This window comes from Seohaeicola sp. (assembly GCF_048006315.1).
In the GTDB taxonomy this organism is placed as follows: Bacteria; Pseudomonadota; Alphaproteobacteria; order Rhodobacterales; family Rhodobacteraceae; genus Seohaeicola.
Window position 1 is genome coordinate 483,606 of sequence record NZ_CP180350.1, and the last position, 26,620, is coordinate 510,225.

Below are 26,620 nucleotides of genomic sequence, written 5' to 3' on the forward strand. Positions count from 1 at the left end.
CCGATCTGCGGGAAGAGCCAGTGAGGAAGGGACTAAAATGACGACATCCAGCAAGACAGCGACGCTCAGCTTCGATGGGAAGACGATCGAGCTGCCGATGTTCACGCCGACGGCGGGCCCCGACGTGATCGACATCCGCAAGCTTTACGGTCAGGCCGGCGTGTTCACCTACGATCCCGGATTCACCTCGACCGCCAGCTGCGACAGCACCATCACCTATATCGACGGGGATGAGGGCATCCTGCTGCATCGCGGCTATCCGATCGACCAGCTGGCGTCGAAATCGCATTTCCTGGAAGTGTGCTACCTGCTGCTTTACGGCGAACTGCCCTCTTCGGCGGAACTTGAGGATTTCGAGACACGCGTGACGCGTCACACGATGATCCACGAGCAGATGCACAACTTCTTCCGTGGCTTCCGCCGCGACGCGCATCCGATGGCCACGATGGTGGGCGTGGTCGGCGCGATGTCGGCCTTCTACCACGACTCGCTGGACGTCAACGATCCCTGGCAGCGCGAGGTCGCCTCGATCCGCCTGATCGCCAAGATGCCGACGATTGCGGCGATGGCCTACAAGTATTCGATCGGCCAGCCCTTCGTCTATCCGCGCAACGATCTGGATTACGCGGCGAACTTCCTGCACATGTGCTTCTCGGTCCCGGCCGAGACCTATCACGTGAACCCGATCGTCAGCCGCGCGATGGACCGTATCCTGACGCTGCATGCCGATCACGAGCAGAACGCCTCGACCTCGACCGTGCGCCTGGCCTCGTCCTCGGGGGCGAACCCCTTTGCCTGCATCGCGGCTGGGATTGCCTGCCTCTGGGGTCCGGCCCATGGCGGCGCGAACCAGGCCTGCCTGGAAATGCTGCGTGAGATCGGAACCGTGGACCGCATCCCCGAATTCATCGAACGCGCGAAGGACAAGAACGATCCCTTCCGCCTGATGGGCTTCGGCCACCGGGTCTACAAGAACACCGACCCGCGCGCCAAGGTGCTGAAGCAGTCCGCGGACGAGGTGCTTGAGCTGCTGGGCGTCCATGACAACCCGCTGCTGCAGGTCGCCAAGGAGCTGGAGCATGTGGCACTGAACGATCCCTATTTCATCGAGAAGAAGCTGTTCCCGAACGTCGATTTCTATTCGGGCATCATCCTCGAGGCGATGGGCTTCCCGACATCGATGTTCACCCCGATCTTCGCGCTGTCGCGCACCGTCGGCTGGGTCAGCCAGTGGAAAGAGATGATCGGCGACCCGCAGATGAAGATCGGCCGCCCGCGTCAGCTCTACATGGGTGAAACCACCCGCGATTACGTGGATATCGAAAACCGCTAAGTGGTTTGCAGAATTGGAAACGGCGCCCCTTGGGGCGCCGTTTCGCGTTTCGGATCAGGCTGTGGCCGGGCGTCTCAGCGCCCTTCGAAACTGGCGGGACGCTTTTCCAGAAAGGCCAGAACGCCTTCCTTGAAATCGCGGGTCTTGCCGCAGGTCCCCTGAAAGCGGCCTTCCATGGCCAGCTGATCCTCGAGGCTATTGTCCCAGCTGCCGCGGATCGCCTGTTTCACATGGGCAAAGGCCACGGTCGGCCCTTTCGCCAGATGTGCGGCGCGGGCACGCCATGTGGCCTCGAACGCGTCATCGGCCACGGCCTCCCAGATCAGGCCCCAGTCATCGGCCTGGCTTGCGCTGATCTTGTCGGCGAACAGCGCGGCCCCCATGGCCTTGGCTGTCCCCATCTGGCGTGTCATCCAATAGGTGCCGCCCGCATCAGGGATCAGACCGATCCGTGTGAAGGCCTGCAGGAAATAGGCGCTTTGCGTGGCGATCACCACATCGGCGGCAAGGGCAAGGTTGGCACCTGCCCCGGCAGCCGCGCCATTCACGGCGCTGATCGTCGGGATCGGGCAGTCATAGATCGCCTTGAGCATGGGCAGGTATTCGTCCCGCAGCGTCCGCTCCATGTCCAGATTGGCCGCATTGGCCCGATCGCTAAGGTCTTGCCCCGAACAGAAGGCCCGCCCCGCCCCTGTCAGCACCAGCACCCGCGCATCCTTGCCCGCCTGGCGCGCGGCATCGGCGATCTCGGCCCGCATCTGGGTGTTCAGCGCGTTCATCTTGTCCGCGCGGTTGAGGGTCAGCACCGCAACATCATCGGTGATGTCCAGCGTGATGGTCTGATACTGCATGGGATCGGCCTTTCCTTGTCTCCGCCTCTTGGCGATACCTTACCGCAGCGGATCACAAGGAAAAGGTCAAACCCCGCGTCAGTCCTCGAGAATCTTGCTGAGCTTGGCCTTTTCCTCGTCGCTGAGGCTGCCCGCCCCAAGCTCGGGCGCGGCCTGGCGGGTGCGCAGATAGCCGATACCGACCCCAAGGCCCAGCAACAGCATGAGGGGTCCCGCCGCCCAGAGCAGCCAGTTCGCGCCGCCAGTGGTCGGTTTCAGCAGCGCGTATTCGCCGTAGCGGTCCACGATGAATTCGACCACTTCCTGATCGCTGTCCCCGGCGGTCAGCCGTTCACGCACAAGGATGCGCATGTCGCGGGCCAGTTCGGCATTCGATTCGTCGATGCTTTCGTTCCTGCACACCATGCAGCGCAGGCCCCGCGACAGTTCGCGGGCGCGCGCCTCAAGGGCCGGGTCCGCCAGGATTTCGTCCGGCAGCACGGCCAGGGCCTGCGTGGCGGTGAAGGGGGCCAGTGGCCCCAGCATGGCCAAGGCCAGCCACAGGCTCAGTGCAAGACGTGTCATTCCGCGGGGACCCCGCTGACGGGGGTGCGCTTTGCGGCCCCTGCGGCCACGCGGAAACGCCGGTCGCTGATGCTGAGCATGCCGCCAAGCGCCATCAGGATCGCCCCGCCCCAGATCCAGTTGGCCAGAGGCTTGTAATAGGTCCGGACGGCCCAACCGCCATTGGCCTGCGGATCGCCGATCACCACATAGACGTCACGCCAGAAGCCGATGTCGATCGCGGCTTCGGTCGTGGGCATCTGCGCCACGGGGTAGAACCGTTTCTCGGGGTTCAGCGTGGCGATTGCCTGACCGTCGCGGGCCAGATCCACCCATCCCATGGTCGAGATGAAGTTCGGTCCCTCGATCCGCTGCACATCGGTCAGCGTCAGGGTGAAACCCGCCACCTCGAAAGGTTCGTTGAACTGTACGACGCGGATATCTTCCTGCTGCCAGGCCAGAAGACCCGAAATGCCCAGCATGGTCACGCCAAGCCCGGAATGGGCCACCGTCTTGCCCCAGTCGGCGCGCGGCAGGCGGGTCAGGCGCGACAGACGGCCTGCAAACGCGCCACGTCCGGTGCGCGACCAGATATCGACCATGGCACCGAAGACCAGCCAGGACCCCAGGAACATGCCCACCGGCCCAAGGGCCGAGCGGCCCGTCTGGATCGCGAAGGCCAGCAACCCGATGGAAACGGCCAGGATGAAGGCCGGGATCAGCGGGCGGAAGGTCCGGCCCATGTCCGCGCGTTTCCACGGCATCATGGCCCCGATGGGAAGGATCGCCCCCAGCACCACCATGAAGGGGGTGAAGGCCATGTCGAAGAAAGGGGGGCCCACTGACAGTTTGCGATCGAACAGCATCTCGGCGATCAGCGGCCAGATCGTGCCGATGAAGACCACGAAACAGGACACGGCCAGCAGGATGTTGTTCATCACCAGCGCGCTTTCGCGGCTGACAAGGCTGAACACGCCCTTGGCTTCCATCGCGCTGGCGCGGGCTGCGAACAGGGTCAGTGCGCCACCCATGAAAAAGCCAAGGATCATCAGGATGAAGACGCCACGCTCGGGGTCGTTGGCGAAGGCATGCACACTGGTGATCACGCCGGAGCGTACGATGAAGGTGCCGATCAGCGAAAAGCCGAAGGCCATGATCGCCAGCAGGATGGTCCAGCTTTTCAGGCTTTCGCGCTTTTCCACCACGATGGCGGAATGCAGCAGCGCCGCGGCCAGCAGCCAGGGCATGAAGCTGGCGTTCTCGACCGGATCCCAGAACCAGAAACCGCCCCAGCCCAGTTCGTAATAGGCCCACCAGCTGCCAAGGCCTATCCCGATGGTCAGGTTGAGCCAGGCCAGCAATGTCCAGGGACGCACCCAGCGGCCCCATGCGGCGTCAACGCGCCCCTCGATCAGTGCCGCGACCGCGAAGGAGAACGTCAGGCTCAGCCCCACGTAACCGAGGTAGAGGAAGGGGGGATGGAAGGCGAGGCCCGGATCCTGCAGCAGCGGGTTGAGGTCCTGCCCGTCGAAGGGCGGGACCGACATGCGCAGGAACGGGTTCGACGTGAAGATGATGAAGGCGAAAAACGCCACGGCGACAGAGGACTGGACCGCCAGCACCCGCGCTTTCAGCGTGGGTGGCAGGTTGCCCCCGAACCATGCGGCCATCGCGCCGAACAGTGTCAGGATCAGGACCCACAGCAGCATCGAGCCTTCGTGGTTCCCCCAGACACCGCTGATCTTGTAGATCATCGGCTTGAGCGAATGCGAGTTCTGCACCACCAGCGCGACCGAGAAATCCGAGGTCACGAAGGCATAGGTCAGCGCCCCGAAGGACACCGCCGTCAGCATGAACTGGGCGTTGGCGGCAGGTTCTGCCATGGCCATCCACCCCGGCCAGCGCTTGTGCGCGCCGATCATGGGCACCACCGCCTGCACGCAGGCGACGAGGAAGGCGAGGATGAGGGCGAAATGTCCGAGCTCTGTAATCATGCCCCTATTATAGAACCTCGGCAGGAGCGGGCCAAACGGAATCGGTATTCCACGGTGTTCACATTGTCGCGGCCTCGCGCCGCAGGTGGAGAGCGGCGGCGCGGCTTGCGCGGGCAAGGCAGGATCAGCGCCCCCCCAAGGGGTCAGCGTGCACCCCTGTGCTTTGCACATCGCGCCAATCCGTCAGGGCGGGATTTTCGCCCCCTTCGGACACATCAAGGCCCTGCGCGACGTTGCGGCCCCTGCCTTCCGCGTTTTGCACGGGCACCTCATCGCCCGTTTCCAGCGCCTGCAACGCCCTGAGGTTTTCGACCACGCGCGGCACCTGCGCCATGCTCTGCGCCACGCGGATCTGGAATTGCTGCCCCTTGGCCTGATGACGCGCCCCGAAATAGAAGGACACGATCGCCCCCAGCAACCACCAGAGCGGTTCGGGCACCAGCGCGATTCCCTGCATCCTGCTGGCGAACCAGACCGGATCGACCATGGCCGAGACAAAAAGGCCCAGCGTGCCCAAAGCCATCAGCGGGCGCGGCAGCCGGTTGGCCGCATCGACCGCGCGATCATACCAGCCCTGACGGGCCAGCGCGAATTCGGCCCCGAACTGCGCCAGGGCCGCCTGCCGCAAGGCAATGTCGCGCCCTGCGCCTTCTTCCGCGTTCTCGCGAAAGACCTCGGCGGTTTCGCGCAGGACATTGCGCCCGCCGCCGAAGACCGCGCCCAGTACCGTGTCGATCAATGCCATTGTGCAACCCTCGCTGCGAATTCCGCCGCACTCAGGTGATAGCGGGGATGAATGAATTCCTCGGCGCGCAGGACCCAGCCGCCCTTGCCGCCGCTGCGGCTGCGGGCGAACTTGCGGCTGGCGGGGCGCAGATCGGCCAGACGCAGGTAATAGTTGCGCCGCGCGATCCCGTAGGCATCGGCAAGATGGCCGGGGGCTGCCGCATGGGCGGCCTCGGCGGCGGCGATGGTCTGGGGACCGACCACACCATCGACGGCAACCGGTTGTCCCATCTGGCGCAGCAGGCGTTGCAGGATCTTCACCGCATTGGCGCCCGCGTTCACATACATGTCGAAGACGCTGGCCTGGATGCCGAGGGGCAGCTTGTCCAGACCGGGGCGCTGAAAGTAATGCAGGATGAAGATGTCGGCCGCGCGCGGGCGTGTCATCGCCTCGACGTCATCGACGGTGATCGCGCCGTCATGGTTCAGGTCCAGCCCCAGCCGGCGCAGGGTGCCGATGGTCACGCCATGCTTGGTGGCGCCGCCCGGATCGGCGGGGTCGTTCACGAAGCCGCCTTCCCGGGCGACGATCTGTTCTGCAATCTGTCTGACGTTGTGCATGCGGCCTTTTCCCCGGTGTGTTCGGGTCAGGCTGATGCATCGGGGTTAACGGCGGTGAAACACGGCGCGCGGCTGTTGCGCGCCGTTCAGCTGTCGGCGCCTTCGGCCTTGGGATCCTTGTAGATACCCTGTTCCTTCAGCGCGTCGATCACTTCGGCCGGCATGTAGGTCTCGTCATGTTTGGCAAGGATTTCAGAGGCTTCAAAGACACCGTCAATGTAGCGGCCCGTGCCGACCATGCCTTCGTTCTCGCTGAAGAGATCGGGCAGAACGCCGGTATAGACCACGGGAATGCTGGCGCCGCCATCGGTGACGCTGAAGCGGATCTGTTCGCCCTGCCCGCGCACGATGCTGCCTTCCTCGACCAGGCCACCGATCCGGAACACCTCGTTCGGGCCGGGCGGTTCGGCCATGATCTGGCTGGGCGCGCGGAAGAAATTGATCCCGTCGCGCATCGCGTAACCGATCAGACCCGTCGAAATCAGCAAGGCCACGGCCGCAAGGGCCACGATCTGGATCCGGCGCTTCTTCTTCAAGCCACTCATGGCCATTGTGCGTCTCCTCCTCGGGTCCCGCGGATCAGGACTGACCTGTCACGGGAAACACGGGGCCAGCATCAGGCCCGTGGTCTCATCCTCACCTAACATCAGATTCGCATTTTGCAATGCTTGTCCACTGCTACCTTTTGTCAGGTTATCCAGTGCCGCGATCACGATGGCGCGCCCCTCGCGCCGGTCGGCCACCACGCCGACATGACAGAAGTTGGACCCCCGGATATGCCGGGTACTGGGGTGCTGGCCAAAGGGCAGCACCTGCAGGAACGGCTCGGACGCATAGGCGCGGGCCAGTACGTCGTGGATGCGCGCCGCGTCGCCCTTGACATAGACCGTGGCCAGAATGCCCCGGTTGGCCGGGATCAGATGCGGGGTGAACTGCACCTGCACGGGCCGGCCCGCGATGGCCGAGAATTCCTGATCGAATTCGCCCAGGTGGCGATGCACGCCCCCCACGGAATAGGCGTGATAACCCTCGGAGAGTTCGGCATGCAGCAGATTTTCCTTGAGGCTGCGGCCCGCGCCCGACACGGCGCATTTCAGATCGAGGATGATGTCATCCAGATCAATCACGCCTTCCGCGATCAGCGGGCGCAGCGCGTATTGGCCGGTTGCGGCGTTGCAGCCCGTGCCCGCCACAAGGCGCGCGGCGCGGATCTCGTCGCGGTAGAATTCGGTCAGGCCATAGACAGCCTCGGCCTGGCATTCCAGTGCCGCATGGTCATTGCCATACCAGCGCTTGTATTCCGCAGGGTCGCGCAGCCGGAAATCGGCGGACAGGTCCACGATCTTCAGCGACTTCGGCAGGTCGCGGATCACCTCTTGCGAGGTGGCATGCGGCAGCGCGCAAAAGCACAAATCGACGCCGGAGAAATCAATCTCCTCGATCTTCTGAAGCACCGGCAGATCAAGGTGGCGCAGATGCGGGAACACATCGGCCATGGCCTGCCCGGCCTTGGAATTGGCGCCCATCGCGGTGATGCGCATGTTGGGATGGGTCGCGATCAGGCGAACAAGTTCCGCCCCCGTATAGCCCGAAGCCCCCAGAATCGCGATGTTATGCGTCATGTCGTCTGTCCTTATGCGCACCGGCGCGATGGCCTGATGCTATGTGTATCATCATTCGCATGAGAAGCGGAAACCTTGACCGGGATCAACCAGCCGACCGAAAGGTGATCTGTCGTCGCAGGAATTGCGTCGCACGGTCCGACACGCGGCGCGGATCGCCCGTTGTCAGAAACACATCCTCCTGCCCGCTGCCCAGCATCTCGGGACGGCGCGCAAGGTAGTCGGCAAGGCTTTCGGCCACCAGATTCGCCTGGCTGTAGACCTGGACACCATCCCCCAGCGCGTCCTGAAAGACCTGCTGCATCAACGGGTAATGGGTGCAGCCCAGGATCGCGGCCTCGGGGCGTGGCATCTTGCGCTTGAGCGCGTCCACATGGCTGCGTACCAGCGCCTCGGCCAGGATCATGTCGCCATCCTCGATCGCATCGACAACGCCGCCGCAGGCCTGCGCCTCGACATCGACGCCGATGGCGCGAAAGGCCAGTTCGCGCTGAAAGGCGCGGCTGGCCACGGTGGCGGGGGTGGCGAACAGGGCCACATGTTTCACGGCCACTTCGCGCGGAGGCGAGTTGTCGCCCCATTGCCGTTCGGTCAGCGCCTCGATCAGCGGCACGAAGACGCCCAGAACCCGCTTGCCGGGCGGCACGCCCGCCTCCTGCATCCGGCGCAGGGCGGCGGCGCTGGCGGTGTTGCAGGCCAGGATCACCAGATCGCAGCCATGCAGCCACAGGTATTCCACGGCGGCCTTGGTCAGGTTGTAGACATCATCGGCATCGCGCACCCCGTAAGGTGCATGGGCATTGTCGCCGTAATAGACAAAATGCACGTCCGGAAGGCGCTTTGTCACCGCATCCAGAACGGTCAACCCGCCAAGACCACTGTCGAAAATCCCTACTGCCATGCTGCGCCCGGTGCGAGGGCGCGACGGATCACGCCCGGTGTTTCTCTTCGAACTCGAACCCGTAGTTTCCCGGTTCAAGCGGTGTCGGAGACAGCTCATACGTGGCTTTGCGCAGGAAATCCATCATTGCTTTGCTTTCGCCCTCGCGCGCCGCGATCTGGTCCGCCGGGATCGGCGCGCCGATGGCGACGCGGACCGGCGTGTCCAAGCGCTTGGCGAATTCCTTGATCAGCAGGCCCATGCGCAGCGTGTAATGCAGGTGGCTGGCGATCTGGAACAGGCGGCTGGTATGCCCGTCGAAACAGATGGGCACGACCGTCGCGCCCGATTTTGCCACCATCCGCGCCGTAAAGCCGCGCCAGCCGGGGTCCATGGGCTGCGCAAAGGGCGTGACGGCGGTCGACACCGTGCCGCCGGGGAAGACCCCGATGGCACCGCCCTGCGCCAGATAGTCCAGCGCCGTCTTGCGGGTCGAAAGGTTCAGTTGCACGGCCTCTTTCGTCTCATCGAAGGAGATGGGCAGGATCACGCGGGCCAGATCCGGCGCCTTGCAAAAGACATGATGGGCCAGGATCCGGAAATCGGGCCGCGTCCGCGCCAGGATATGGCCCAGCATCAACCCGTCGAGGATTCCGTAGGGATGGTTCGCGATCACGATCAACGGGCCATCGCGCGGGATCAGGTCCAGGCTACCCGCCACCACATCAAGGCTGAGGCCGTAGCGGTCGACCATCACCTGCCAGAAGTCGCGGCCTTGCGCGACCTCCTGCTCATAGCCTTGCGCGCGGCGGATCAGGCTGATGCGGCCGGTGGCGTTTTCCATCAGGCGGATCAGGGCGCGGCCGCTGCGGGTGCTGGCGGAATGGGCATAGCTGATGTCACGGGCGATACTGGATTGGGTGGTCACGCTGTCATGCTCCGGGCTGCGCGGGATCTTGGCGCGCAATCTGACGCGGGACTGTGACGGTTGCGTGACGGCAAGACGACAACGCCCGCCAAGGGGCGGGCGTTGCAGGGCAATTCAGGCTTGGGGACCGATCACTCGGCGGCTTGCGCCATGCCCTTGCCGGGGTCGCGGAAGGACGCCAGCAATTCCTCGCGCCGTTTCGCGGCTTTCACCTCGTTGGCCTGTTTCACCGGGCCGAAACCCCGGATCGACAGCGGCAGTTCTGCCAGCGCCACGGCGGCGTCCATGCGTTCCGGGGTGACCTTGGCCAGCACCTCGGCCATGTCGGCCTCATACTGCCTGATCAGCGCGCGCTCCATCCGGCGCTCCTCGGTGCGCCCGAAGATGTCCAGCGGCGTGCCACGCAGCATCTTGAGCTTTGTGAGAACCCGCAAGGGCCGCGCCATCCATGGCCCGAAGGTGCGTTTCATCGGGCGACCATCGGGGCCGGTCTTCGAGATGATCAGCGGCGCCAGATGGAAGGTCATGCGGAAATCACCGTCAAACTGCTCGGCCGCCTTTTCCTGCGAGGTCAGCAGAAGCCGCGCCACCTCGTATTCGTCCTTGTAGGCCAGAAGCTTGTGATAGCCCTTGGCGACCGCCTCTTTCAGACGCGGATCGCTGATGCCGTCGACCATCTTGCGATAGCGTTTCGCCAGCCGCTTGCCCTGATAGGCGACAAGGTGATCCGTGCGGAAGGCGATCCTGTCTTCCAGCGATTTCGGAAGTTCGATCACCTTGGGCTTGAGCATGCCTGCCGCCTGATCGGGATGAAGCGCGGCCCAGCGACCCAGTTCGAAGGCGCGCTGGTTCTTTTCGACCGCCGCACCGTTCAGCTTGATCGCATGCACGATTGCCTCATGGCTCAGCGGGATCAGCCCGCGCTGCCATGCGGCCCCGAACAGCATCATGTTCGAAAAGATCGAGTCGCCCAGCGTCACGCGCGCCAGTTCTGATGCGTCGAACAGCATCACCCGGTCCTGCAACCGCGCCTCCAGCGCCAGCGCAAGACGGTCGGAAGGCAGCGAGAATTCGGTGTTGCGGGTGAAATCGCCGGTGATGATCTCGTGGCTGTTGACCACCGCGCCCGTGCGGCCCGTGCGGGTCAGGCCCAGCGTCTTGGCCCCGGCCGACACGACCAGATCGCCACCGATCAGGGCATCTGCCTCACCCGTGGCCACGCGCACGGCGCTGATGTCATCGGGCTGTTCCGCGATACGGCAATGGATATGCACCGCGCCACCCTTCTGGGCGAGGCCGGCCATTTCCATCATGCCCGCCCCCTTGCCGTCGATCTGCGCGGCCTGCGCCAGCACCGCACCGATGGTGACGACACCGGTGCCACCAACCCCGGTGATCACCACGTTGAAGGTGCCGTTGATGGCGGGCAGCACGGGCAGGGCCATGTCGGGCAGGTCCACCGCCGCGGTTGCCGCTTTCTTGGGCGTGGCCCCTTCCAGCGTCACGAAGGACGGGCAGAACCCCTTGAGGCAGCTGAAATCCTTGTTGCAGCTGGATTGGTCGATCGCCCGCTTGCGGCCCAGTTCGGTTTCCACCGGCACGATGGACACGCAGTTCGACTGCACGCCGCAATCGCCGCAGCCTTCGCAGACATCGGTATTGATGAAGACGCGCTTGTCGGGATCGGGGAACTTGCCCCGCTTGCGGCGGCGGCGCTTTTCGGCGGCGCAGGTCTGCACATAGACGATGGCGGACACGCCTTTCAGCGTGGCGTATTTCTCCTGCACGGTCTGCAGATCGGCGCGTTCGTGCTTTTCGACATTGGCCGGGAAGCTGGACAGGTCCACCTCTTCCTTTTCGTCATAGACCACGGCGACATTGGGCACGCCCATGGCCTTCAGTTCGGCCACGATCCGCTGCGCGGAGAGGCCCCCCTCGTTGCCCTGCCCGCCCGTCATGGCGACCGCGTCGTTGAACAGGATCTTGTAGGTGATGTTCACATCCGAGGCGAGGGCCGCGCGGATCGCCTGGATACCGGAATGGTTATAGGTGCCGTCGCCGAGGTTCTGGAACACGTGATCGCGGGTCGAGAATTTCGCCTCGCCGATCCAGTTTGCGCCTTCGCCGCCCATATGGGTCGCGCCGATGGTGGAGCGATCCATCCACTGCACCATGTAGTGACAGCCGATACCGGCATAGGCGCGGCTGCCTTCGGGCACCTTGGTCGAGGTGTTGTGCGGGCAGCCCGAGCAGAAATAGGGCAGACGCGAGGCCAGTTCCTGCGCGTTGTCATTGCGCCGCGCATCGGCCAATGCGGACAGGCCCGCCTTGATGCCGTCAGTGCTGCGCCCTTCGTCGATCAGGATGCCGCCCAGTTTTTCGGCGATCATGATCGGGTCCAGCGCGCCGCGCGTCGGGAACAGTTCCTCGCCATGCATGGACCCTGCCCCGCCGCCCTTGTGCCAGCCCCAGACGCGGCGGCCATGGCGGTCGTCGAAGATAGCTTCCTTGATCTGCACCTCGATCAGCTTGCGCTTTTCCTCGACCACGACGATCAGGTCCAGCCCTTCGGCCCAGTCGTGAAAGCCCTTCATGTCCAGCGGGAAGGTCTGGCCGATCTTGTAGGTCGTGATGCCAAGGCGTTCCGCCTCGGCCGCGTCGATGTTCAGCAGGGCCAGCGCATGCACAAGGTCCAGCCAGTTCTTGCCAGCGGCGACGAAACCGATCTTCGCACCGGGCTTGCCCCAGATGCGCTTGTCCATCTTGTTCGCGTGTGAAAACGCCTCGGCGGCGAAACGCTTGTGATCGATCATCCGCGCTTCCTGCGCGTGGGGCGTGTCGATCAGGCGAATGTTCAGACCGCCTTCGGGCATGTCGAATTCGGGGATCACCAGGCTCATGCGGTCCGGACGGCCATCCACGACCGCCGTCGCCTCGACCGTGTCCTTCATCGTCTTGAGGCCCACCCAAAGCCCCGAAAACCGGGACAGCGCATAGCCATAGACGCCGTAATCCAGGATTTCCTGCACACCTGCCGGGCTGACCACGGGCATGTAGGCATCGACCATGGCCCATTCGCTTTGATGCAGCACGGTCGAGGATTTGCCGGTGTGATCGTCACCCATCGCCATCAGCACGCCGCCATGGCGCGAGGTGCCCGCCATGTTGGCGTGGCGCATCACGTCGCCCGAACGGTCCACGCCGGGACCCTTGCCGTACCAAAGACCGAAGACCCCGTCGAACCTGCCCTCGCCGCGCAGTTCCGCCTGCTGCGCGCCCCAGAGGGCGGTTGCGGCCAGATCCTCGTTCAAGCCTTCCTCGAAGGTGACATCGGCGGCGGCCAGCTGCTTGGCGGCGCGGTTCATCTGCATGTCGACCGCCCCCAGGGGCGAGCCACGATAGCCCGTGACGAAACCGGCCGTGTTCAGCCCTGCCGCCTTGTCGCGGGCCTTCTGGATCAGCATCAGCCGCACCAGAGCCTGTGTTCCATTCAGAAGGACCTGCGACTTCTCGAGGTCGAACCTGTCGTTCAGAGTGATTTCCTGCCGGGTCATCGCGCATCTCCCCATCTGAGCGATCTTGTTTTACTATAACGTGATATTAGGTCACAAATAATGACCTACCAAGCTATTTTTTATCAACCCTTTGGGTTATAGAAACATGGGGTCGGTCAACGGGTGGTGCTTTTGGTCTGTTTCACGCAGACGTTACTCAGGAATGGATTGTTGCGCTTATGGATTGGGACAAACTCAGAATCTTTCACGCCGTGGCCGATGCAGGCAGCCTGACCCATGCAGGCGATACGTTGCATCTGTCCCAATCCGCCGTCAGCCGGCAGATCCGCGCGCTTGAAGACAGCCTGAACACCACCCTGTTTCACCGCCATGCGCGCGGGCTGATTCTGACCGAACAGGGCGAATTGCTGTTCGAGGCGACCTCGTCGATGGCAAAGCGGCTGGAAACGGCGGCCGCGCGCATCCGCGACAGCGAGGAAGAGGTGTTTGGCGAGTTGCGCGTGACGACCACGACGGGCTTCGGCAGCCTCTGGCTGGCCCCGCGCCTGACCCGGCTCTACCAGAAATACCCCGACCTCAAGATCGATCTGATGCTGGAAGAGCGCGTGCTGGACCTGCCCATGCGCGAGGCCGATGTGGCCATCCGCATGAAAGAGCCCAGCCAGGCGGACCTGATCCGCAAGCGTCTGATGCATATCCGCATGCGGCTTTACGCATCGCCCACCTACCTGGCCAAACGCGCGGCACCCGAACGCATCGAAGATATCTCGGGCCATCGGCTGATCTGTCAGAACCCGCAGTCGGCACAGGTCGGCGCGGGGGCCAATCTGGTGCAGTTCCTGATGACGCAAGACATCCAGTCCACCCTGACGGTGAACAATTATTTCGGCGTGCTGCAGGCAGTGCTGCATGACCTGGGTATCGGCGTGCTGCCTGACTACCTGACCCATGACTTTCCCGAGCTGGTGCGAATCCTTCCCGACATCGAATCCGTCGAAGTGCCGGTGTTCCTGGCCTATCCGGAAGAACTGCGTCAGTCCAAGCGCGTCGCCGCTTTCCGCGACTTCGTGCAGGACGAGATCGTCAGTTATCGCAAACAGATGAAAGATCAGGAAGTTAGCTAACAGGTTAAGTAAGCTATGCACAAGGCGCATAGCCGCCTTGCTGTCTTGCAGCATATTTTACCTTGATCGTTCATAAAGGGATGCCTAATTCAGCAATTGACGGAGATGCTGCTTAGGCTCGCATCACCATCATACCTCCCTGTTGGACTTTGGCCGAGCTTAGTGCTCGGCCTTTTTTTATCTGACAGGCGAAAATATGCGTAGCGCGCGCCCTGACATGCCTCAGCGCTGCCGACGCAGCGCCGCCACAGATGCCTGGTCCACCGTTGCCTGGTCCACCGTTGCACGCCATGCATCCATCCACAGCCCGTCAATGCGCGCCAGACCGGCGGGATCGATATCGCCACCCTCGCGCCAATAGCGGCCCGATGGCACCCGCGCGCCCAGTGCCTGTTCGGCGCGCAATGCCGCGCGCACGGCCTGCTCGTGAACCCGCAAGGGGCGCAACTGGTCCAATGCGCCGATCCGCGCGCGCGGAAACACAAGGCGGCTCTGCTCTTCGGACAGGTTGACCACGGCGCAGCCCTGCCGCGCGGCCAGAAGCAGGATGCGCGCCGCCTTCGCCTCAAGGTTCTGCAGCGTCATGTCGGGGCGCAGCGGGTCCGCCGTGCCGGTGCCGTAGAAATGCGTATTCACCGCAACAGGATAGACCATGTCGCAACCCAGCACCGCCAGAACGCGCGGCCGGTGCCGCCACAAGGCCCAATAGGCCGCCGTGAACGCCATCGTGCCGCCCGCATAGACAACGCCGCCATAGGCATTGTTGGCGGGGATGTAATCTTGTGCCGTCACGATACTCTGTGCGGGCAAACCGTGATCAGGCCGACGGTCGACGGGAAAATCCTCGGGGTGGATCAGCGAATCCCAGTCAGGCCGCACCCGCCATGCATTGTTGATCGCCAGCACATGCCCCATGTGCGCCCGTGGCCAGGCTTGCGCCCTGATCACGTTGGGCCCGCTGCCCAGGATAGTCACAACATCCATTTTCGCCTCTGCCGTTACCTGCCGGCAGAGCGCCGACCGCCGCAAAGGTAGCGCTCTTGCCAACCCGGACGAGGTGTTTTTCGCCCCCGCGCCGCTCTTTCTGTGGCGCCCAGCCCCTTTCCCCCCGCAAAGCCTTGTCGTAAAGAGGCGGCGCAGACCTGCCCAGGGGGACTAAAGACATGCAAGACATGGTGCAAGAACCGGCCATCACGCCCGAACTGATCGCGGCGCACGGGCTCAAGCCCGACGAATACCAGCGCATCCTCGAGATCATCGGTCGCGAGCCCAGCTTCACCGAACTTGGCATCTTCTCGGCCATGTGGAACGAACACTGTTCCTACAAGTCCTCCAAGAAATGGCTGCGCACCCTGCCGACGACCGGCCCGCAGGTGATCTGCGGCCCCGGCGAGAACGCGGGCGTGGTCGATATCGGCGATGGTCAGGCCGTGGTCTTCAAGATGGAAAGCCATAACCACCCGTCGTATATCGAACCCTATCAGGGTGCGGCCACGGGCGTGGGCGGGATCCTGCGCGATGTCTTCACCATGGGCGCCCGCCCCATCGCGGCGATGAATTCGCTGTCCTTCGGGCAGCCCGATCATCCCAAGACACGGCAGCTGGTGCATGGCGTGGTCGAAGGGATCGGCGGCTATGGCAACGCATTCGGCGTGCCCACCGTGGGCGGCGAGGTGCGTTTTCATCCCGCCTATAACGGCAACTGCCTTGTGAACGCCTTCGCGGCGGGCCTCGCGGATGCCGACAAGATCTTCTATTCCGCAGCCTCCGGCGTGGGCATGCCCGTGGTTTACCTGGGTGCAAAGACCGGCCGCGACGGTGTCGGCGGCGCGACCATGGCCTCGGCGGAATTCGATGACACGATCGAGGAAAAGCGCCCCACCGTGCAGGTGGGCGATCCTTTCACCGAAAAGCGCCTGATGGAGGCCTGCATGGAGCTGATGCAGACCGGCGCCGTCATTTCCATCCAGGACATGGGGGCCGCCGGCCTGACCTGTTCGGCGGTAGAGATGGGCGACAAGGGCGATCTGGGCGTGCGGCTGGATCTGGAAAAGGTCCCCTGCCGCGAAACCGGCATGACCGCCTATGAAATGATGCTGTCCGAAAGCCAGGAACGCATGCTGATGGTCCTGCGCCCCGAGAAAGAGGCCGAAGCCAAGGCCGTCTTCGACAAATGGGACCTGGACTTTGCCATCGTCGGGGAAACAATTGCCGAGGATCGTTTCCTGATCATGCACAATAACGTCTGCAAGGCGGATCTTCCGCTCAAGGCGCTGTCGGGCACGGCCCCCGAGTATGACCGCCCCTGGGTGGAAACACCCGTCGCGGCGCCGCTTGGCGATGTGCCGGGGATCGATCCGATCGACGGGCTGAAGGCGCTGATCGGCAGCCCGAACTATGCCGCCAAACAGTGGGTCTATGAACAATACGACAGCCAGGTGATGGCCGACACCGTGCGCACGCCGGGGCTGGGCGCGGGCGTGATCCGGGTGCATGGCACCGACAAGCTGCTGGCCTTCACCTCGGACGTGACACCGCGCTATGTCTTTGCGAACCCCTTCGAGGGTGGCAAGCAGGCCGTGGCCGAAACATACCGCAACCTCACCGCGATCGGGGCCAAACCCCTGGCCACCACCGACAACCTGAACTTCGGCAACCCGGAAAAGCCGCAGATCATGGGCCAGTTCGTCGGTGCGATCAAGGGGATCGGGGCGGCCGTGTCGGCGCTGGACATGCCGATCGTCTCGGGCAACGTCAGCCTCTACAATGAAACCGATGGCAAGGGCATCCTGCCCACGCCAACGATCTGCGCCGTGGGCATCATCCCCCATATCGACCAGGCGATCCTGGGCCAGGCACGCGACGGTCATGTGGCGCTTCTGGTCGGCGACAGCCATGGCCATCTGGGTCAATCCGCCCTGCTGGCCGAAGTGTTCCACCGCGAGGAAGGCGACGCGCCCCATGTCGACCTCGAGGCCGAGCGGCGCAATGGCGAATTCATCCGCGCCAATCACGCGCTGATCCGCGCCTGCACCGACCTGTCGGACGGCGGCCTTGCCATGGCGGCCTTCGAAATGGCCGAATCCGCCGGGGTCGGCGTGCAGATCGACGTATCGGACACGCCCGCGCTGTTCGGCGAGGATCAGGCCCGCTACCTCCTGGCCTGCAACTTCGACCAGGCCGAGGCGCTGATGATCGCCGCGGGTCAGGCCGGCGTCACGATCCAGACGGTCGGAAAGTTCGGCGGCAGCACCGTCCGCTTCGGCGCGTCCGAAGCCCCGCTCGCGGACCTCGCGGCCCTCTATCGCGGCGCGTTCGAGGCGGCCCTGGGCTGACGGTCACTGCTTCTTCTTGCGTGAAATATCCTCGGGGGGATGGTTCAGCGCAGCTGAACCGGGGGGGCAGACAGCCCCCCACCCCGGCCCGAGGCCCCGATCAGGCCGCTTCGATCTTCCATTCGTGGGTCAGTGTCGCCGTCTTTTCGAACATCTTGGAGGCCGAGCAGTATTTCTCGGCCGACAGGGTCACGGCGCGTTCGACCAGCGCGGGCTTCAGGTCATGGCCGCGGATCGTGTAGACCAGCTTGACCTCGGTAAAGACCTTGGGTTCCTCGTCGGCGCGGGTGCCGACCAGTTCCACCTCGCAGCCGGTCACGCTGGCACGGGCCTTTTCCAGGATCATCACGATATCGAAGGCGGTACACCCGCCCAGGCCCAGCAGCATCATCTCCATCGGGCGCGGCCCGATGTTGCGCCCGCCCGCTTCGGGTGCGCCATCCATGACGACACCGTGGCCCGATCCTGTCTCGCCCAAAAAGGCGCGTCCGTTGATCCAGCTGACCTTGGCTTTCATGCGATCCTCCATCTGATTGCCGCGCAGCTTTGGACGATCCCGCATCGCTTGTCAAAGCGGCCAAAGCCAAGGCAAACCCTTGCGGCGCGTCCGTCAAAGGCATAAATCTGATGCAGATATAAAGGAGCATCCCACATGGCCATCGAAGCACAGGAAATCGAAGACCTGATCCGCGCGGGTTTTCCGCATGCGAAGATCACCGTCACCGATCTGGCCGGGGACGGGAACCATTACGCGGCCGAGGTGATCGACGCCTCGTTCAAGGACATGAACCGCGTGCAGCAGCAGCGCGCGGTCTATGCCACGCTGAAGGGCAAGATGGACGGGGCCAATGGCCAGCTTCATGCCCTGGCCCTGACAACCAAGGCCCCGGATTGAGCCCGGACCACCCAGACACCCGAGGCTGCGCCTCGCCTGACCAAGGACAAGACTGATGACCGACGCAACAACCCAGATCAAGGAAACCGTCACGGCCAATGACGTGGTTCTGTTCATGAAAGGCACCAAGGAAATGCCCCAGTGCGGCTTTTCCAGCCGCGTGGCGGGCGTGCTCAATTACATGGGCGTGGATTTCAAGGATGTGAACGTTCTGGCCGATGCCGACATCCGCCAGGGGATCAAGGATTTCTCGGACTGGCCGACGATTCCACAGCTTTATGTCAAAGGCGAATTCATCGGCGGCTGCGACATCGTCACCGAGATGACCCTCTCGGGCGAGCTGGACCAGCTGTTCGAGGCGAAAGGCGTCAACTACGACAAGGACGCCGCTGAAAAGATCCGCGAAGCCAACGCCTGATCGCACCGGCACCGAAAAAGCCAAAGGCCCCGCAAGGGGCCTTTTTGCCTTTGCGTGAAGGCCATTGCGATCAGCCGACCTTGTCCTCGACCGCATCGGCCAGGGCTTCGGCCCTCGCGGCCAGTTCCGACAGGGTTTCTGCGACCTCGGGCGGGATCACCGCCACCTGGATCTTCTGCGGCTCTGGCGCGGGGCGGGCTGCGAGGGCGGCAAGTTCTGCGTCCTTTTCCGCAAGTTTCGCCTCGGCCTCGCGCAGCTTGTCTTCAAGACCCGCAGTCTTGTCGGCCAGCATAAGCCCTGCCATCAGCAGCATGCGCGCCTCGGGCAGACGGCCGATCTGGCCCGCCAGCACCGAGGCTTCGGTATCCAGCATCTGCGCCGCCGAATGCAGGTAATGTTCCTCGCCATCCTGGCAGAAGACCTCGAAGGCGCGCCCGCCGATACGGATTTCCACTTCGGGCATCAGTTCGCCTCCTCTTTGTCCTGCAGCAGCGGCACAAGGGCACCCTTGATCGCCTGCACCTCGGCAAGGTCCACCTGGCGTGAGGCGCGCATGGATTCCAGCTCGGCCATCATCGACTTGTTGATCAGATGCGGCTCGCCCACACCGGCCTGGTTGGCGGCGCGCAACGCGGCATTGCTGTCCTGCAGCTGCGCATTGGCCTTGCGCAGGCGCGCCAGTTCCGCATCGAGATGCTCCATCGTCTCGCGCAGCGTGACCAGTTCCGCATCGGCACGGGTGGCTTGCGCCTCCTGCTTCTGGCGCAGGGCGCGCACCCGTTCCTCAAGCTGGGCATTGGCCAGCTTTTCCTCGGCCAGTTGCGCGCGCAGCGCCTCGATCTCATCCGCGCCCGTGGCATCGGGCGCGTCACCTGCGGGCGCAGGGGCCCCGGCGGCCTTGTCCAGGTTCTCGATTCCCTTCGCGATGCGTTCCATCGCAAAGGCGATCCTGCGTTCCAGTTCGGCGATGTCGTTCATGGTCCCACCTTTCACCCGAAATCCGCTCTCCCCGTTTCGGCCGGCCTGAACCGAATCATCGGACGGCGACCTTCGGGAAACTCTAGCAACTGGATAGGCAAAATGCGCCCCCTTTGCCACCAATGGGTTACAGCCTTCGCTTGAACTTGCGCGGCAGGCTGCTATCACACCGGCCAACGCATCCTGTCACATCGCCAGACGAAGGACCGACCACTTGGACATCACAGCCCTGCGCACCGCCCATCCCGACCACTGGATGAAAGCCGCCGCCATCCGCACCCTGACGCTGGATGCGATCCATGCCGCCAATTCGGGCCATTCCGGCATGCCCATGGGCATGGCCGACGTGGCAACGGTTCTTTATGAAAAGCACCTGAAATTCGACGCCTCGGCCCCCAACTGGCCGGACCGCGACCGTTTCATCCTGTCGGCGGGCCATGGCTCGATGCTGCTTTACGCGCTGCTGCACCTGACCGGCTATGCCGACATGACGATCGACCAGATCCGCAACTTCCGCCAGTGGGGCGCGAAAACCGCCGGCCACCCGGAATATGGCCATGCCTCGGGGATCGAGACGACGACCGGCCCGCTGGGCCAGGGCATTTCCAACGCCGTGGGTTTTGCCATGGCCGAAGAGATCCAGCGCGCGCGTTTTGGCGCTAGGATCGTGGATCACCACACCTATGTCATCGCCGGTGACGGCTGCCTGATGGAAGGCGTCAGCCAGGAGGCGATCGGCATCGCCGGGCGGCACGCCCTGTCCAAGCTGATCGTGTTCTGGGACAACAACGACATCACCATCGACGGCAAGGTGTCCCTGTCGGACCGCACCGACCAGGTCGCGCGCTTCCGCGCCTCGGGCTGGGATGTGCAGGAAATCGACGGGCATGATCCCGTGGCCATCGACGCGGCCATCACGGCGGCCAAGAAGACCGCACAGCCCTCGATGATCGCATGCAAGACGCATATCGCGCTGGGGTCCTCGGCGCAGGACACCTCCAAGGGGCATGGCGCACTGACCGATCCCAAGCTGATCGCCGACACCAAGGCCGCCTATGGCTGGAGCGCGGGCCCCTTCGAGGTCCCCGCCGACATCAAGGCCGCATGGGAGGCCATCGGCAGCCGGGGCGCGGACGCGCGCAGCGCATGGGAGGACCGCCTGGCCGCCCTCAACGGCAAGAAGCGCGACGAATTCACCCGTGCCTATGCCCGCGAAGTCCCTGCCCGCCTGTCCGCCGTGATCCGCGCGCTGAAAAAGCAGATCAGCGAAAACGCGCCTTCGGTCGCCACCCGCAAATCCAGTGAAATGGTGCTGGAAGTGGTCAATCCCGTGCTGGGCGAAACCGTGGGCGGCTCTGCCGACCTGACGGGGTCGAACAATACCAAGACGGGCGACCTGGGTGTCTTCGACATCGACAACCGCAAGGGGCGCTATGTCTATTGGGGCATTCGCGAACATGGCATGGCGGCGGCGATGAACGGCATGGCGCTGCATGGCGGCATCCGGCCCTATGGCGGCACCTTCATGTGCTTTACCGATTACGCCCGCCCCGCGATGCGCCTGGCCGCGTTGATGAAGATCCCGACCGTGTTCGTGATGACCCATGACAGCATCGGCCTGGGCGAGGATGGCCCGACCCACCAGCCGGTCGAGCATCTGGCGATCAGCCGCGCCACGCCCAACACCTGGGTGTTCCGCCCCTGCGATACGGTGGAAACCGCCGAAGCCTGGGAACTGGCGCTGACCTCGAAGGAAACCCCGTCGGTGCTGTCGCTGACGCGCCAGAACCTCAAGACGCTGCGCACCGCCCATAAATCGAAGAACCTGACCGCGCAGGGCGGCTATGTTCTGGCCGATGCAACCGGCAAGCGTCAGGCGATCCTGATGGCCACCGGCTCCGAGGTGGAAATCGCCATGGCCGCGCGCGACCTGCTGGAGGCCGAAGGCATCGGCACCCGCGTCGTGTCCATGCCCTGCTGGGAGTTGTTCGAGGAACAGGACGAGACCTATCGCCGCCGCGTCCTGCCCGCAGGTCCCGTGCGCGTGGCGGTCGAGGCCGCGATCCGCTTTGGCTGGGACCGCTGGCTGTTCGGCCAAGGCGGCAAGCGCGAGAAATCGGGCTTTGTCGGCATGCATGATTTCGGGGCCTCCGCCCCGGCCGAAGTGCTGTACGAGCAGTTCGGGATCACCGCGCAGGCAGTGGCCGACAAGGTGAAATCCCTGCTCTGACGCGGCGCGCCCGGTTTCGGGCGACGCTGTCCAGTAAATGGAAAACGATGAAAGGGCCGTTCCGCGTCAGGCGGGGCGGCCCTTTCTCGTGATGGCCGACCAAAGCGGCGCGATCACCCGTGTGACAACAGGGATCAGGATCAGACCCAGCGCCAGACCAAGCACACCGTCCATTGCCGCCGTGGCGGCCCATGTGACCGCGCCCGGCGCCTGCGGCACCATCGCGCCGATGCCCGCCGCGATGTCATGGATCAGATGCGCGGGCGCGGCAAAACCCAGCTCCTCAAGCCCGTGCAGCACGATGGAGCCACCAACCCAGAGCATCGCCGCCGTGCCGACAGTGGTCAGCCCCTTCAGAAAACCCGGCATGCCCCGCACGATGGCACGCCCCATGCCCCGCGTCAGGCCAAGGCGGCCGCGTTCGGCCATGAACAGCCCGACGTCATCTGCCTTCACGATCAGTGCCACCCCGCCATAAACGGCGATTGTGATGCCGACGCCCACGATGGCAAGCGTCGCGGCTTCGGTCCAGAAGGTGCTGACGGGGATCGCCGCCAGGGCGATGGTCATGATCTCGGCCGACAGGATGAAGTCGGTCTTGATCGCGCCGGCGACCCGCGCCTCTTCCAGGTGCAGGGGATCGCCGGTGTCCAGATCAGCCGCCACATGGGCATCCGCATGGGGAAAAAGGACATGCGCCACCTTTTCCGCGCCCTCGAAACACAGATAGGCCCCGCCCAGCATCAGAAGCGGCGTGATCAGCATGGGCGCGAAGGCCGACAGGATCAGCGCGGCCGGCAGCAGGATCAGCAGCTTGTTGCGCAACGATCCGCGCGCGATGCGCCAGACGATGGGCAATTCGCGCGCGGGCGCGAACCCGTGGACGTATTTCGGGGTCACCGCCGCATCGTCGATCACGGCGCCCGCAGCCTTGGCCCCGGCCTTGGCCGCCTGCCCCACCACGTCATCGACCGAGGCCGCGGCAACCTTGGCAATCGCCGCCACATCGTCAAGAAGCGCCAGAAGTCCGCTCATGCCTGCCTCCGTCATGGATTGGGGGTCACAGTATCAGGCAGGATGCGCAAGACAAGCCGCAGCGTTAGCGCAACCATCCACCAGCCCGAAACGGTTTGCGCTAACATGTTGATTTCAGGCATGGTTTGGCAGCAATCCGCCGCCACGGCGTCGCTTTTCACCTTTCGGGTCAGGCCGCACTTGGATATATCCCGCGCAACCACGCAAGACGCAGGAGACCCCCATGACCATCACGCTTGGCATCAACGGATTTGGCCGCATCGGCCGTTGCACCCTCATGCATATCGCGGAAAGCGCGCGGCAGGATGTGCGCGTGGTCAAGCTGAACGCGACCGGCCCGCTGGATACGGCGGCGCACCTAGTGCGCTACGACTCGGTGCATGGGCGTTTCGGCAATCCCGTGACCACCGGCGAAGGCTGGATGGATCTGGGCGCGGGCAAGATCGAGATGATGTCGACCTATGACATGGACGAGCTGGACTGGTCCGGTGTCGATGTGGTTCTGGAATGCACCGGCAATTTCAACGATGGCGCCAAGGCCAAGAAACACCTGGAGCGTGGCGCGAAGAAGGTGCTTCTGTCGGCCCCCGGCAAGAACGTGGACCGCACCGTCGTTTACGGCGTGAACCATGACGCGCTGGCGGCGGGCGAGACGATGATCTCGAACGGGTCGTGCACCACGAACTGCCTGGCGCCGCTGGCCAAGGTGCTGAACGATGCCATCGGGATCGAAAGCGGCATCATGACCACGATCCACAGCTACACGGGCGACCAGCCCACGCTGGACCGCCGCCACAAGGATCTCTATCGCGCCCGTGCGGCCGCGATGTCGATGATCCCCACCTCGACCGGTGCGGCCAAGGCCCTGGGCGAGGTGCTGCCCGAACTGAACGGCAAGCTGGACGGATCGGCCATTCGCGTGCCCACCCCCAATGTCAGCGCGGTCGATCTGACATTCGTCGCGGCCAAGGACGTGACCGTTGCCGATGTGAACGCCATCGTGGCCGAGGCCGCAGCCGGCGCGATGAAAGGCATCCTGGGCTATGATCCCGAACCCAAGGTGTCGATCGACTTCAACCATACCGAGGAAAGCTCGATCTTCGCGCCGGATCAGACCAAGGTGATGGGCAAGCGCCTTGTGCGGGTGCTGTCCTGGTATGACAACGAATGGGGCTTCTCGTGCCGCATGGCGGATGTGGCCGCCCTGATGGGTCGCCTGGGCTGATCGCCTGTCAAGGCTTGCAAGGATGCAGGGGCTGCGGCATAGCTGTCGCAGCCCCTTATCTTTCGACAGGCAACACGCAATGACGAACCAGATCGCCATCGGCCTTGGATTGTTGATCCTGACCGGTCTTGGTCTGGATGCCGCGATGCATGACGGTGCGAACCTGTTGTTCCTGTTGCGAAAGCTGGCCGAACTGATCGAATGGCTGGCTTTCTGGCGCTAGTGCCGCCGGACTTGCCCGCAGCGACAGAACGGTTACCGTGGGACCGATCCGTCACCCGAAAGGCCAAATCCATGATCCAGTTTCTTTTCGCGCTTCTTGTCATCGTGCTGCTGCTGATGGCGGGGCTGGTCTGGTTCACCTGGAACACAAAGCGCGGGGCCGAGCTGGCGATCCCGCCGCGCGGGCGCTTCATCGACCTGCCCGGCACGCGGCTGCATTACACCGATGAAGGATCGGGGCCGGCCATCGTGATGATCCACGGTCTGGGCGGGCAGATGGGCAATTTCAACATGGCGCTGACGCCGCTTCTGGTGCGCGATCACCGGGTCATCGTCATCGACCGCCCCGGCATGGGCTGGTCCAGCCGCCCCGAGGATGCCGCTGCAAATCCGCGCGCGCAGGCCGAAACCGTGGCGGCGCTGATCGATGCGCTGGGGCTGGAGCGGCCGCTGGTCGTCGGCCATTCGCTGGGCGGTGCCATCGCGCTGTGCCTGGCGATGGACCACCCGGAACGTACCCGCGGTCTTGCGCTGCTGGCACCGCTGACACAGCCGCCATCCGGCCCGATCGAGGCGTTCAAGGGGCTGGCGATCACGGGGCGGGTCAAGCTTTTCCTGACCTCTTGGCTGATGGCGATCCCGATGTCGATCAGGACGGCGCCGCAGGTCCTGGATCAGGTGTTCGGGCCGGAACCGGTGCCGGATGACTATGCAATCAAGGGCGGCGCGCTGCTGGGCCTGCGCCCCTCTTCCTTCCGCAACACCTCGCGCGATTATCTGGCCTCGGGGCGGGATCTGCGGTGGATGGCCGGGCAGTATGACAGCCTGCAGGTGCCGGTGCGCATCCTTTTCGGGGCCGAAGACCGTATCCTTGAGGCCGATTTGCATGGCCGCGCGCTGGTCGCGAAACACCCCCATATCGGGCTGGAGGTGATCGAAGGCGGGCACATGCTGCCGATCACCCGCGCGCAGGATTGCGCCCGGTTCATCCGCGAGGCGTAAACCACTCTTTCGGAGCTGCGCGCCGGGTCAGAGGGGCCGGGGTGCCTGCCCCAGCTTGGCGCGCAGGGCGACGTTCACGGCGGGGGGCACGAATTTGTGCACGTCACCGCCAAGCCGCGCGATTTCCTTGACCAGCTTGCTGGCAATCGCCTGATGCCGTGCCTCGGCCATCAGAAAGACAGTCTCGATCGAGCTGTCGAGAGCCCGGTTCATGCCGACCATCTGGAATTCATATTCGAAATCCGCAACCGCGCGCAGGCCGCGCACGATCATCTGTGCGCCCACGTCGCGGGCGCAGTCGATCAGCAGGTTCTCGAAGGGATGGGCCACGATCTCGGTGCCTGTCTCTTCCGAGAGGGCGACGCATTCCGCCTCGATCATGGCGACGCGTTCTTCAAGGGTGAAGAGCGGACCCTTGTCGCGATTGATCGCCACGCCGATCACGAGACGGTCCACAAGGGTGGCCGAGCGGCGGATGATATCGACATGCCCGTAGGTGATCGGATCGAAGGTGCCGGGATAAAGTCCGATACGCATGGGCGGGCTCCGTATTGTGGTCTTGCCGTGATTTCTGGGGGGCACGCAATATTATTGCCAAGAGGTTTGCAACCCCAAAAACCGCAGTGGCGCGGGAAAGGCCGACAGGGGCGGATGCCCCTGCCCCGCGCCTGCACCCGGTCTCAGTGGCCCATGATCATCCCTTCAAGGGCGGTCTTTTCCATCGCCAGTTCGTCGATCCGCGCCTTGACCACGTCACCGATGGTGACGATGCCGACCAGTTCCTTGCCTTCGGTCACGGGCATGTGGCGAAAGCGGCCATCGGTCATGCGTTGCAACACGTCATCCGCGCTGTCGCCGGTGCCGCAGCACGACGGGTTGCGCGTCATCATGTCCCCTACCGTCTCGGTCAGGCAGACAGCCCCGCGCAGGGCCAGCGATCGCACGATGTCACGTTCCGAAATGATCCCATCGACCGATACACCATCGCGCGACACGACCAGGCCACCGATACGCTTTTCGGCCAGGATCTGCACCGCATCGGACACGAGCGTGCCCGGCGTCACCGTGAAAACACTGTGATTACCCTTTGATTTCAGGATCTGATGTACCAGCATGGTCTCTCCTCCTCCTCAGGATGGACAT

General features: G+C 64.0%; 27 protein-coding genes. 9 read left to right on the plus strand and 18 right to left on the minus strand.

Going from position 1 to position 26,620, the window contains the following annotated elements:
* Positions 1 to 37 precede the first annotated feature (37 nt).
* Positions 38 to 1,333: a citrate synthase gene (locus ACMUJL_RS02440; RefSeq protein WP_375570691.1), complete on the plus strand. Its 1,296-nt coding sequence runs from the start codon at positions 38 to 40 to the stop codon at positions 1,331 to 1,333.
* Between the two features lie 74 nt (positions 1,334 to 1,407).
* Here the strand turns inward: ACMUJL_RS02440 and ACMUJL_RS02445 are convergent, their stop codons facing one another.
* The 10 genes from ACMUJL_RS02445 to ACMUJL_RS02490 form a co-directional block, all read right to left on the minus strand.
* Positions 1,408 to 2,184, minus strand: a complete 777-nt coding sequence (locus ACMUJL_RS02445; RefSeq protein WP_068292657.1) for an enoyl-CoA hydratase-related protein — start codon at positions 2,182 to 2,184, stop codon at positions 1,408 to 1,410.
* A gap of 78 nt (positions 2,185 to 2,262) precedes the next feature.
* Positions 2,263 to 2,748, minus strand: a complete 486-nt coding sequence (locus tag ACMUJL_RS02450) for a cytochrome c-type biogenesis protein (RefSeq protein ID WP_068292659.1) — start codon at positions 2,746 to 2,748, stop codon at positions 2,263 to 2,265.
* Positions 2,745 to 4,721 carry a heme lyase CcmF/NrfE family subunit gene (locus tag ACMUJL_RS02455; protein ID WP_375570688.1) on the minus strand — a complete coding sequence of 659 codons (1,977 nt, stop codon included), beginning with the start codon at positions 4,719 to 4,721 and terminating at the stop codon, positions 2,745 to 2,747. The genes ACMUJL_RS02450 and ACMUJL_RS02455 overlap by 4 nt, the downstream gene beginning before the upstream one ends.
* 124 nt (positions 4,722 to 4,845) lie before the next feature.
* A complete protein-coding gene (locus ACMUJL_RS02460) occupies positions 4,846 to 5,466 on the minus strand; it encodes a holin family protein (protein ID WP_375570686.1) in 621 nt (206 codons plus the stop codon).
* On the minus strand, positions 5,457 to 6,068 hold the full coding sequence (locus tag ACMUJL_RS02465) for a holin-associated N-acetylmuramidase (RefSeq protein ID WP_068292664.1): 612 nt from the start codon (positions 6,066 to 6,068) through the stop codon (positions 5,457 to 5,459). Before ACMUJL_RS02465 ends, ACMUJL_RS02460 begins: the two co-directional genes overlap by 10 nt.
* Positions 6,069 to 6,154: 86 nt before the next feature.
* Positions 6,155 to 6,613, minus strand: coding sequence for a cytochrome c maturation protein CcmE (ccmE, locus tag ACMUJL_RS02470; protein ID WP_082896374.1), 459 nt, complete (start codon positions 6,611 to 6,613; stop codon positions 6,155 to 6,157).
* Positions 6,614 to 6,661: 48 nt separating this feature from the next.
* Entirely contained in the window at positions 6,662 to 7,690 is a 1,029-nt protein-coding gene (gene argC, locus ACMUJL_RS02475; RefSeq protein ID WP_375570684.1) for an N-acetyl-gamma-glutamyl-phosphate reductase, read from the minus strand.
* 85 nt (positions 7,691 to 7,775) lie between these two features.
* Positions 7,776 to 8,591, minus strand: a complete 816-nt coding sequence (murI, locus tag ACMUJL_RS02480; RefSeq protein WP_375570682.1) for a glutamate racemase — start codon at positions 8,589 to 8,591, stop codon at positions 7,776 to 7,778.
* A 28-nt stretch (positions 8,592 to 8,619) separates the two neighbouring features.
* The gene (locus ACMUJL_RS02485; protein ID WP_375574036.1) at positions 8,620 to 9,498 is read right to left on the minus strand and encodes a lysophospholipid acyltransferase family protein; all 879 of its coding nucleotides are present in this window, start codon (positions 9,496 to 9,498) and stop codon (positions 8,620 to 8,622) included.
* Between the two features lie 131 nt (positions 9,499 to 9,629).
* Entirely contained in the window at positions 9,630 to 13,052 is a 3,423-nt protein-coding gene (locus ACMUJL_RS02490) for an indolepyruvate ferredoxin oxidoreductase family protein (protein ID WP_416914103.1), read from the minus strand.
* 179 nt (positions 13,053 to 13,231) lie between these two features.
* On the opposite strand from ACMUJL_RS02490, the gene ACMUJL_RS02495 reads away from it, so the two are divergent.
* On the plus strand, positions 13,232 to 14,137 hold the full coding sequence (locus ACMUJL_RS02495; RefSeq protein ID WP_375570678.1) for a LysR family transcriptional regulator: 906 nt from the start codon (positions 13,232 to 13,234) through the stop codon (positions 14,135 to 14,137).
* Positions 14,138 to 14,359: 222 nt separating this feature from the next.
* Here the strand turns inward: ACMUJL_RS02495 and ACMUJL_RS02500 are convergent, their stop codons facing one another.
* Complete coding sequence (locus ACMUJL_RS02500; RefSeq protein WP_375570676.1) at positions 14,360 to 15,121, minus strand: hypothetical protein; 762 nt, start codon at positions 15,119 to 15,121, stop codon at positions 14,360 to 14,362.
* 191 nt (positions 15,122 to 15,312) lie between these two features.
* Here ACMUJL_RS02500 and purL point away from each other — a divergent pair, with 191 nt between their 5' ends.
* A complete protein-coding gene (gene purL, locus ACMUJL_RS02505; RefSeq protein ID WP_375574034.1) occupies positions 15,313 to 17,472 on the plus strand; it encodes a phosphoribosylformylglycinamidine synthase subunit PurL in 2,160 nt (719 codons plus the stop codon).
* A 100-nt stretch (positions 17,473 to 17,572) separates the two neighbouring features.
* On the opposite strand, the gene ACMUJL_RS02510 is transcribed toward purL, so the two are convergent.
* Positions 17,573 to 17,989, minus strand: a complete 417-nt coding sequence (locus ACMUJL_RS02510; RefSeq protein ID WP_375570674.1) for an OsmC family protein — start codon at positions 17,987 to 17,989, stop codon at positions 17,573 to 17,575.
* Between the two features lie 135 nt (positions 17,990 to 18,124).
* On the opposite strand from ACMUJL_RS02510, the gene ACMUJL_RS02515 reads away from it, so the two are divergent.
* Together ACMUJL_RS02515 and grxD are read left to right on the plus strand one after the other, a co-directional pair.
* Positions 18,125 to 18,367, plus strand: coding sequence for a BolA/IbaG family iron-sulfur metabolism protein (locus ACMUJL_RS02515; protein ID WP_068292687.1), 243 nt, complete (start codon positions 18,125 to 18,127; stop codon positions 18,365 to 18,367).
* 55 nt (positions 18,368 to 18,422) lie between these two features.
* Entirely contained in the window at positions 18,423 to 18,785 is a 363-nt protein-coding gene (gene grxD, locus ACMUJL_RS02520; RefSeq protein ID WP_375570672.1) for a Grx4 family monothiol glutaredoxin, read from the plus strand.
* Between the two features lie 70 nt (positions 18,786 to 18,855).
* On the opposite strand, the gene ACMUJL_RS02525 is transcribed toward grxD, so the two are convergent.
* Positions 18,856 to 19,248, minus strand: a complete 393-nt coding sequence (locus tag ACMUJL_RS02525; RefSeq protein WP_375570670.1) for a cell division protein ZapA — start codon at positions 19,246 to 19,248, stop codon at positions 18,856 to 18,858.
* Positions 19,248 to 19,763, minus strand: a complete 516-nt coding sequence (locus ACMUJL_RS02530) for a hypothetical protein (RefSeq protein ID WP_375570668.1) — start codon at positions 19,761 to 19,763, stop codon at positions 19,248 to 19,250. Before ACMUJL_RS02530 ends, ACMUJL_RS02525 begins: the two co-directional genes overlap by 1 nt.
* Before the next feature lie 214 nt (positions 19,764 to 19,977).
* Between ACMUJL_RS02530 and tkt the strand changes: the two genes are divergently transcribed.
* Complete coding sequence (gene tkt, locus ACMUJL_RS02535; RefSeq protein ID WP_068292696.1) at positions 19,978 to 21,993, plus strand: transketolase; 2,016 nt, start codon at positions 19,978 to 19,980, stop codon at positions 21,991 to 21,993.
* Between the two features lie 66 nt (positions 21,994 to 22,059).
* Here tkt and ACMUJL_RS02540 read toward each other — a convergent pair whose 3' ends face one another.
* Entirely contained in the window at positions 22,060 to 23,028 is a 969-nt protein-coding gene (locus ACMUJL_RS02540; protein ID WP_375570666.1) for a DUF808 domain-containing protein, read from the minus strand.
* A gap of 11 nt (positions 23,029 to 23,039) precedes the next feature.
* On the minus strand, positions 23,040 to 23,189 hold the full coding sequence (locus ACMUJL_RS02545; protein WP_375570664.1) for a hypothetical protein: 150 nt from the start codon (positions 23,187 to 23,189) through the stop codon (positions 23,040 to 23,042).
* Between the two features lie 62 nt (positions 23,190 to 23,251).
* On the opposite strand from ACMUJL_RS02545, the gene gap reads away from it, so the two are divergent.
* From gap to ACMUJL_RS02560, 3 genes are all read left to right on the plus strand, one after another.
* A complete protein-coding gene (gene gap, locus ACMUJL_RS02550) occupies positions 23,252 to 24,253 on the plus strand; it encodes a type I glyceraldehyde-3-phosphate dehydrogenase (protein ID WP_068292700.1) in 1,002 nt (333 codons plus the stop codon).
* Positions 24,254 to 24,332: 79 nt separating this feature from the next.
* On the plus strand, positions 24,333 to 24,476 hold the full coding sequence (locus tag ACMUJL_RS02555) for a hypothetical protein (RefSeq protein ID WP_162841194.1): 144 nt from the start codon (positions 24,333 to 24,335) through the stop codon (positions 24,474 to 24,476).
* 71 nt (positions 24,477 to 24,547) lie between these two features.
* The gene (locus ACMUJL_RS02560; protein WP_068292703.1) at positions 24,548 to 25,477 is read left to right on the plus strand and encodes an alpha/beta fold hydrolase; all 930 of its coding nucleotides are present in this window, start codon (positions 24,548 to 24,550) and stop codon (positions 25,475 to 25,477) included.
* 27 nt (positions 25,478 to 25,504) lie between these two features.
* Here ACMUJL_RS02560 and coaD read toward each other — a convergent pair whose 3' ends face one another.
* Positions 25,505 to 26,014, minus strand: coding sequence for a pantetheine-phosphate adenylyltransferase (gene coaD / locus ACMUJL_RS02565; protein ID WP_375570659.1), 510 nt, complete (start codon positions 26,012 to 26,014; stop codon positions 25,505 to 25,507).
* Between the two features lie 143 nt (positions 26,015 to 26,157).
* Complete coding sequence (locus ACMUJL_RS02570) at positions 26,158 to 26,592, minus strand: CBS domain-containing protein (protein WP_068292708.1); 435 nt, start codon at positions 26,590 to 26,592, stop codon at positions 26,158 to 26,160.
* Positions 26,593 to 26,620: the final 28 nt, after the last annotated feature.

What these genes read in the sequence shown, in the direction of transcription:
- gap (WP_068292700.1), top strand. Translation starts at nt 23,252, where the DNA reads ATGACCATCACGCTTGGCATCAACGGATTTGGCCGCATCGGCCGTTGC.
- ACMUJL_RS02440 (WP_375570691.1), top strand. Translation starts at nt 38, where the DNA reads ATGACGACATCCAGCAAGACAGCGACGCTCAGCTTCGATGGGAAGACG.
- ACMUJL_RS02500 (WP_375570676.1), bottom strand. Translation starts at nt 15,121, where the DNA reads ATGGATGTTGTGACTATCCTGGGCAGCGGGCCCAACGTGATCAGGGCG.
- ACMUJL_RS02455 (WP_375570688.1), bottom strand. Translation starts at nt 4,721, where the DNA reads ATGATTACAGAGCTCGGACATTTCGCCCTCATCCTCGCCTTCCTCGTC.
- ccmE (WP_082896374.1), bottom strand. Translation starts at nt 6,613, where the DNA reads ATGAGTGGCTTGAAGAAGAAGCGCCGGATCCAGATCGTGGCCCTTGCG.
- grxD (WP_375570672.1), top strand. Translation starts at nt 18,423, where the DNA reads ATGACCGACGCAACAACCCAGATCAAGGAAACCGTCACGGCCAATGAC.
- ACMUJL_RS02540 (WP_375570666.1), bottom strand. Translation starts at nt 23,028, where the DNA reads ATGAGCGGACTTCTGGCGCTTCTTGACGATGTGGCGGCGATTGCCAAG.
- ACMUJL_RS02525 (WP_375570670.1), bottom strand. Translation starts at nt 19,248, where the DNA reads ATGCCCGAAGTGGAAATCCGTATCGGCGGGCGCGCCTTCGAGGTCTTC.
- ACMUJL_RS02495 (WP_375570678.1), top strand. Translation starts at nt 13,232, where the DNA reads ATGGATTGGGACAAACTCAGAATCTTTCACGCCGTGGCCGATGCAGGC.
- ACMUJL_RS02460 (WP_375570686.1), bottom strand. Translation starts at nt 5,466, where the DNA reads ATGGCATTGATCGACACGGTACTGGGCGCGGTCTTCGGCGGCGGGCGC.
- ACMUJL_RS02465 (WP_068292664.1), bottom strand. Translation starts at nt 6,068, where the DNA reads ATGCACAACGTCAGACAGATTGCAGAACAGATCGTCGCCCGGGAAGGC.
- ACMUJL_RS02560 (WP_068292703.1), top strand. Translation starts at nt 24,548, where the DNA reads ATGATCCAGTTTCTTTTCGCGCTTCTTGTCATCGTGCTGCTGCTGATG.
- argC (WP_375570684.1), bottom strand. Translation starts at nt 7,690, where the DNA reads ATGACGCATAACATCGCGATTCTGGGGGCTTCGGGCTATACGGGGGCG.
- ACMUJL_RS02530 (WP_375570668.1), bottom strand. Translation starts at nt 19,763, where the DNA reads ATGAACGACATCGCCGAACTGGAACGCAGGATCGCCTTTGCGATGGAA.
- ACMUJL_RS02445 (WP_068292657.1), bottom strand. Translation starts at nt 2,184, where the DNA reads ATGCAGTATCAGACCATCACGCTGGACATCACCGATGATGTTGCGGTG.
- ACMUJL_RS02570 (WP_068292708.1), bottom strand. Translation starts at nt 26,592, where the DNA reads ATGCTGGTACATCAGATCCTGAAATCAAAGGGTAATCACAGTGTTTTC.
- ACMUJL_RS02515 (WP_068292687.1), top strand. Translation starts at nt 18,125, where the DNA reads ATGGCCATCGAAGCACAGGAAATCGAAGACCTGATCCGCGCGGGTTTT.
- murI (WP_375570682.1), bottom strand. Translation starts at nt 8,591, where the DNA reads ATGGCAGTAGGGATTTTCGACAGTGGTCTTGGCGGGTTGACCGTTCTG.
- coaD (WP_375570659.1), bottom strand. Translation starts at nt 26,014, where the DNA reads ATGCGTATCGGACTTTATCCCGGCACCTTCGATCCGATCACCTACGGG.
- ACMUJL_RS02450 (WP_068292659.1), bottom strand. Translation starts at nt 2,748, where the DNA reads ATGACACGTCTTGCACTGAGCCTGTGGCTGGCCTTGGCCATGCTGGGG.
- ACMUJL_RS02490 (WP_416914103.1), bottom strand. Translation starts at nt 13,052, where the DNA reads ATGACCCGGCAGGAAATCACTCTGAACGACAGGTTCGACCTCGAGAAG.
- ACMUJL_RS02510 (WP_375570674.1), bottom strand. Translation starts at nt 17,989, where the DNA reads ATGAAAGCCAAGGTCAGCTGGATCAACGGACGCGCCTTTTTGGGCGAG.
- ACMUJL_RS02555 (WP_162841194.1), top strand. Translation starts at nt 24,333, where the DNA reads ATGACGAACCAGATCGCCATCGGCCTTGGATTGTTGATCCTGACCGGT.